General features: G+C 38.1%; 7 protein-coding genes. 4 read left to right on the top strand and 3 right to left on the bottom strand.

Features of this window, described 5'->3' with window-relative positions:
* Positions 1 to 889, top strand: an 889-nt coding sequence (locus VNZ46_RS25860; protein WP_325564004.1) for a hypothetical protein, incomplete at its 5' end; no start/stop codon positions are given.
* Positions 890 to 1,000: 111 nt separating this feature from the next.
* Positions 1,001 to 1,816 carry a phytanoyl-CoA dioxygenase family protein gene (locus VNZ46_RS25855; RefSeq protein WP_108550942.1) on the top strand — a complete coding sequence of 272 codons (816 nt, stop codon included), beginning with the start codon at positions 1,001 to 1,003 and terminating at the stop codon, positions 1,814 to 1,816.
* A gap of 596 nt (positions 1,817 to 2,412) precedes the next feature.
* Here the strand turns inward: VNZ46_RS25855 and VNZ46_RS25850 are convergent.
* Positions 2,413 to 2,934: a hypothetical protein gene (locus VNZ46_RS25850; RefSeq protein WP_108554810.1), complete on the bottom strand. Its 522-nt coding sequence runs from the start codon at positions 2,932 to 2,934 to the stop codon at positions 2,413 to 2,415.
* Positions 2,935 to 3,087: 153 nt separating this feature from the next.
* Between VNZ46_RS25850 and VNZ46_RS25845 the strand changes: the two genes are divergently transcribed.
* The gene (locus tag VNZ46_RS25845) at positions 3,088 to 3,708 is read left to right on the top strand and encodes a hypothetical protein (protein WP_325564001.1); all 621 of its coding nucleotides are present in this window, start codon (positions 3,088 to 3,090) and stop codon (positions 3,706 to 3,708) included.
* Positions 3,709 to 3,721: 13 nt separating this feature from the next.
* Here VNZ46_RS25845 and VNZ46_RS25840 read toward each other — a convergent pair whose 3' ends face one another.
* Positions 3,722 to 4,180, bottom strand: a complete 459-nt coding sequence (locus VNZ46_RS25840) for a GyrI-like domain-containing protein (protein ID WP_325563999.1) — start codon at positions 4,178 to 4,180, stop codon at positions 3,722 to 3,724.
* 55 nt (positions 4,181 to 4,235) lie between these two features.
* Positions 4,236 to 4,952, bottom strand: a complete 717-nt coding sequence (locus VNZ46_RS25835) for a YafY family protein (RefSeq protein WP_325563997.1) — start codon at positions 4,950 to 4,952, stop codon at positions 4,236 to 4,238.
* A 287-nt stretch (positions 4,953 to 5,239) separates the two neighbouring features.
* Between VNZ46_RS25835 and VNZ46_RS25830 the strand changes: the two genes are divergently transcribed.
* Complete coding sequence (locus VNZ46_RS25830) at positions 5,240 to 5,614, top strand: hypothetical protein (protein ID WP_325563995.1); 375 nt, start codon at positions 5,240 to 5,242, stop codon at positions 5,612 to 5,614.
* The last annotated feature ends 5 nt before the right edge of the window (positions 5,615 to 5,619 follow it).

Below are 5,619 nucleotides of genomic sequence, written 5' to 3'. Positions count from 1 at the left end.
AAAAAGAAAATGGGCTTATCACCGAGAAACTTTCGGGAAAACCAATCCTCTGTTTCGGGTGCAAATTAAGATTTTAAGTCCGCTGTGGGGGTATGAAAATTTACCGATTCATTTATTTCTCGATCGGGTAAAGGATGCTGGATATGATGGTTTGGATACCTGGATCCCCGAAAATTACGATGATAAAAAAAAGTTATTTGATTATGTGCAGCATTATGGAATGACGCTTGTTGTCCATCAATACCGGGCGCAAGGTAGCACGTTCAAGGCGTTCAAAGCCTCTTTTTTGAAAAATCTTCATGAATGTGCTGAACCAGATCCTGTGCTTATCAATTCGCATACTGGTCGTGACTGGTTTAGCCTGAAGCAACAACTCGAGTTGATCGACGTCGCGCAGGATTTCTCGGAAAAAACCGGCATAACGGTGGTGCATGAAACTCATCGCGGACGATTGGGTTTTGCCCCGCAGCTTGCAAATGAGCTCTTCGAAAGGCGTGAAGATTATAAGATCACGGCAGACCTTTCCCACTGGACTTGTGTAACAGAAAGTATGCTTGAAAACTTTGAACAAATTGTTGAACAGGCAATTCGGCGCACCAGACATGTCCATGCGCGGATTGGCCATGAAAACGGCCCGCAGGTACCTGATCCAAGAGCTCCGGAATGGTCTTATGCTCTGGATATTTTTCTTGGTTGGTGGGACAGAATTGTGGCGCTAAACCTGCAGCTTGGACATGCTCAGTTGACTTTCACTACGGAGTTCGGTCCGCCGCCTTATATGCCGACCATTCCATTCGTTAACACCCCTGTAGCGGACCAGTTTGAAATTAATTGTTACATCAAAAACTTGTTAAAAGATAGGTATGCGTTCCTGCCAGACCAGGTTTGATCAGGCTGGTTTAATCTTTTTATCAAAAAACACCAATAAATGTCGGTTTTGGTAAAGTGCAGAAAGACTGCTATTATTTAGGTTTGCTAAAACTAACATTACAACTAGCAAATGAATACACATATCAGCAAGGAACAGATTAATTTTTATCAAACCAATGGATTTATTGTGATCGATGATTTTCTCACATCAGAGGAATTGGAGATTTGGAAGGAGGCGGTAACCGAAGCTATGGCGGAACGCAAGGGTCAAAAAATGCCTGGGAAGGATATTGGTATTGCGGAAAGTGACGGCATAAACAATGATGCTGAATACCATAGTAAGGTATTTGATCAAATGATCAATCTCTGGCAAACCAATCAAAAGGTAAAAAGCATTATGCTGGATGAAAGAATTGGCCGTATGGCTGCAACCTTGGCTCAGGTGGGGGGAATAAGGATCTGGCACGACCAAGCCTTGTTTAAAAGACCTTGGGCCAATCCTACTTCATGGCATCTGGATACGCCTTTCTGGTCATTTACCGACAGAAATGCGCTTTCCATCTGGGTTGCGCTTGACGATGCAACGCTTGAAAACGGGTGCCTCTTTTTTATACCTGGATCGCATTTGGAAACTGGCTTTGAAAACCCAGGCATTGGAAAAAATATGGACGCGGTATTTAATATTTATCCGTCAATGGGTCTGCGTTCTGCAGTAGCGGCCCCAATGAAAGCAGGAAGTTGTTCGTTTCATAATGGTTTAACGATACATGGTGCTCATGCCAATATGACGCCTGCATCACGCCGTGCAATGACCTGCGCCTACATGCCCGATGGTAACATTTATAATGGCACGGAAAACATTTTGCCTCAGCAATACTTGAAAGATATTAGGTTGGGTGATGCTTTAGATAGCGATGAACAAAACCCTTTGATTTATACGCAGTAGTTTTTTTAAGCCAGGCAAGGAGTTTGGTCACTATCGGAGAATAGGGTGGCCTTTGTATTAAAATTATCTTGAAAACTTATATATTTAGGCCTAATTAACCAGGGTCAGGATAAAAGTGGAACTATGCTCACTCGAATTATAAACCAAGTTTTGTGTGGCCACCATAATTAGAATGCAAAGTCAACTTAGAAAGAAATTATTTTCTGCAGGTATTTTGACGGCCTGCATCATATGCTTCACCCTTTTGCAGGGGTATTGGGCTTTATGGCCATACAGTGACGGGATATCATCGAGTTGTATGGAATGCAGCTTTTTGGGAGATTTGTTTTCTGCTTCAGCACTGCCTCTTGTGGCAACAGGACTTCTGCATTTAATTTATTGGCGGTTAAAACCCAGGCTTATCTTGAAGACTATTTTTTGTGTGGTTACACTGATGCTTTGCTGGTACGCCATTGATACTACCATTTTTGATGAAAGAGAGGCTTCCTGGAGTACTTACGATTCTATTTGGTACGTTGGAATATTAGTCTGTATTTTACAGACTAGTATTTTTGGGCTCCTTTTCGGTGTAGTTTATTATTTTTTAGGTAGGCGACTTAATTAACTGCGTAAAAGATATAGTTATACAGTTTATAAACGACTGCACAAATAATTAAACCTGCGAAAGGCAATATTAAATGGCTGTATTTCAAATAAGTATCGTAACCATTTTTCTTAGATTTAATGTTAACATTACTAAAAAAAATCTCAATAGCTTCTTTTGATTCTTTTTCAAGAAATACCGCTTCGCTTTTACATTTTGTTTTCAGCCTCAGCATTAACAGTTCATTTAAGGGCAAGGAAATATAATACTCTTCAATATCAGATATTGGGATACGGATACCATTCAATTCTATTTCATCATTTTCAAAACATACTTGAATAGATTTCTTTTTCAGTTGATTAATAATTAAAGTATAGGTTGCAGCAACCACGGTTGGATATAAAACAAAGCGTAATTTTTCAAAGAACGAACATATCAAAATTACAATTGCAAAAACCGGAAGCCACATATAGGCAGTTTTCATCATTGTTTGATAGTAATATCCTTTAACGGTTATAGGAAGTTGTTTATGCATCTGGTAAATTAATTCTTACGAATCCAAATTTAGTCATTGTCTTCTAATTGTTTTTGGTTACCTGGTCGGTGGCATAACAAAATGTAGGTTAAGTTGTTATATTAGACATTGAATTATTTATTAAGTATAGAAAGTCTCAAAAGCAGGGTTTCTATGTTTGTTAACGCAATTTTAGAGGTGGAATTAATCATATTCAGGATTTTATTTTTTTGCCTGGTGCCTGTTGGTGTATTTATTCTGGTTAAAGCCATCAGGATGCTTAAAGGGGTGTTTAATGGTGAGTTGATCGTTGAGATTCCTTTTACCCAAAAAGAGGTGTCATTTGAAATCACCAGGCCGGGAATTTACGCGATATGGCAAAAGGGAAAGCTTTTCAGGCGTACGCCTGTAGATAAGTTCCAGTTGAAATTACATCAAGTTCCCTCAGGTGAAAATATTCCTTTACCCAGATCTGTTTTTAGTCCGCACCTCAATGGCTTTGAAACGGCACGAATGGAAATGAATCGTTTTTCTGCTGATCGTGGAAGCTATTGTTTGAACATCGTAGAGGGATCAAACGTTTCTTCTTTTGAGAAATTGGCAGCAAGTTTGTTTCCTGCAAAGCTGGTTGATTACAGGGAGTATTTTATCCAGGTTAGGGAAAGCAGGCCGGTGTATTATATGATAGCAGCTATTCCACTGTTTATCGTGGCGGGCTTCTGTATATTTGGTGGCCTAGTGGCGGGAATCACGGCTCCTGATTTTTTGAGTTGTACGCGTGTTTTGGGTCATTAATTCGCTTTCCTTGTTACTTTACGGCTATAAATATATCCACTTCTGAGTTTTCTGGGTTTTGTGCTTTTTCGCCATATACTTCAAAGTCGGCTGTAAAAGTTCTGTCTAAATCTGAATTCCAAATTTTTGTCCATTCGTTAAAAACGATTCCCTGGAAAATATTTCCTTTAGCAATGTGTTTTGTATAGGTTGCTTCTTCAATAGTTTTGCCAACCATTTCGGCAGGAATTGTATCCAGATTTGCAACTTTGCAACCCAAAATTGTTGTGTAAGGTTTTGTGTGGTCTTTTTCGTATTCTGTATAGATGCAATAGATGGAACTGTCCATTTTGTTGGGAATTTTTTCTGCAATTCCCTCTGTCATGAATGTATTCCATAATGCAGATATGTCTTGCCCTGCTTGTCCGTTTTCGTTTGTAGTTCTTACTGAAATACCGATTACACTGAATTTTTGAATGTTTTGATTGCTCATTTTTGATTTTTTATCGTTAGGCTACAAAACTAAAATGGGCTGCGACAACCCTATGTCAAGGGTTCTGAAAATATTTGGATCTGCAGATTTCAAAATATTCTTCAAGTGTAATTTTATGTGGCTCAAATTTGTCGTTGAGGATATTCAAATGCTGGATCCTGTCTAAACGGAATGCTCTGAAATCTTTCCTTAATCGACAAAAGGCAATAAGTAACCAGTTTTCTTGTGTGCTGTAAATTGCAAATGGTTCAATGGTTCTTTCTGTGGTTTGGTGAGTGTCTGTTGAGTGATATTTTATTTGTGCAAGATTAAAATTTGTCAAAGCCAATTGTAAAACGGATAAATAATTACTCGTTCTGTCATTGTTAGTGTTCTGCCTAAAAACAATTCGGTTTGAAAGTAAGTTTGCTTTGTCTTTTGTGGTGTTTCGTAAAACTGATTTGATTTTATTGATGGCTTCTGAATATTCTTTTACAAATGATGCGTCCTTGTTTTTTAGTATAAGTTGTTCGGCTGTAATTAATGCGTTGGCTTCACTTTCGGAAAACATTATTGGCGGAATTCTGTAACCGTCCATTAGGGTATAACCTTTTCCGTCTTCTGTTAAAATAGGAACGCCTGCTTGTTCTAATGCTTTGATGTCTCTGTAAATGGTTCGGTTGCTCACTAAGAATTTGTTTGCCAATTCCGAAGCTGTCAACAGCCGCTTCGCTTGTAACTGGGTCAGAATTGCAGTCAGTCGTGAAAGTCGTTTTGTGTCCTTGTCGTTCATTGGTTTGTTCCTTTTGCCACTTTGTTGTAACAGTCTACTACTTTCTGCTTTGAATTCATTTTATTCTTCTTTTTTCAACATGGAGCAAATTTGGTGTTTTGCCTGGATTTTCATGGACAACTCCATGAATTTAAATTTTTTAGGTGTTCTTTGCAGCCAAATTAGTCTAAAGCAAGAGTGACTTAGGGAGTTCTCATTAAAATTGGCGATATGTACGCTCTTCAATTGTCTTGAAAACTTATATATTTAGGAATAATTAACAGGACTCAACGACTAAATAATTTGCAATGACTTTTAAAGAGAAACATAGCTACAGGATATACTGGATCATTTTAATTCTAGGTTTATTGGTTATGAGGTCTTTAAATATTTCAAAAATTGTAGTCGAATTTTATAGCCTATTACCGTTGTTATTGGTTACGTATATGGTAAAGGTAGAAAAATTCGACTTCTATGATAAGAATAGAATCTACGAGAAGAATACAATCTTTAATATTCTAATGGCTGGAATTTCCTTTTTTCTGTTTTTTTTCACCTTAAATGATTTGTTTGCATTCGTTGGTGAACCTTATCGACGGATTATTCTGGTCTTTTCGCTGGTTAATTATTATTATCTCGTAAGAGCTTTACTTGGCAAGCCAAAACTGAACAAGGCTCAGTAAATAGC

The organism is Pedobacter sp. (genome assembly GCF_035566355.1).
GTDB lineage: Bacteria > Bacteroidota > Bacteroidia > Sphingobacteriales > Sphingobacteriaceae > Pedobacter.
This window is presented reverse-complemented; position numbering and strand designations above follow the sequence as displayed.

Excerpts from the sequence above, each read along its gene's own strand:
- VNZ46_RS25855 (WP_108550942.1), top strand. The coding sequence starts at position 1,001 with ATGAATACACATATCAGCAAGGAACAGATTAATTTTTATCAAACCAAT.
- VNZ46_RS25850 (WP_108554810.1), bottom strand. The coding sequence starts at position 2,934 with ATGCATAAACAACTTCCTATAACCGTTAAAGGATATTACTATCAAACA.
- VNZ46_RS25845 (WP_325564001.1), top strand. The coding sequence starts at position 3,088 with ATGTTTGTTAACGCAATTTTAGAGGTGGAATTAATCATATTCAGGATT.
- VNZ46_RS25840 (WP_325563999.1), bottom strand. The coding sequence starts at position 4,180 with ATGAGCAATCAAAACATTCAAAAATTCAGTGTAATCGGTATTTCAGTA.
- VNZ46_RS25835 (WP_325563997.1), bottom strand. The coding sequence starts at position 4,952 with ATGAACGACAAGGACACAAAACGACTTTCACGACTGACTGCAATTCTG.
- VNZ46_RS25830 (WP_325563995.1), top strand. The coding sequence starts at position 5,240 with ATGACTTTTAAAGAGAAACATAGCTACAGGATATACTGGATCATTTTA.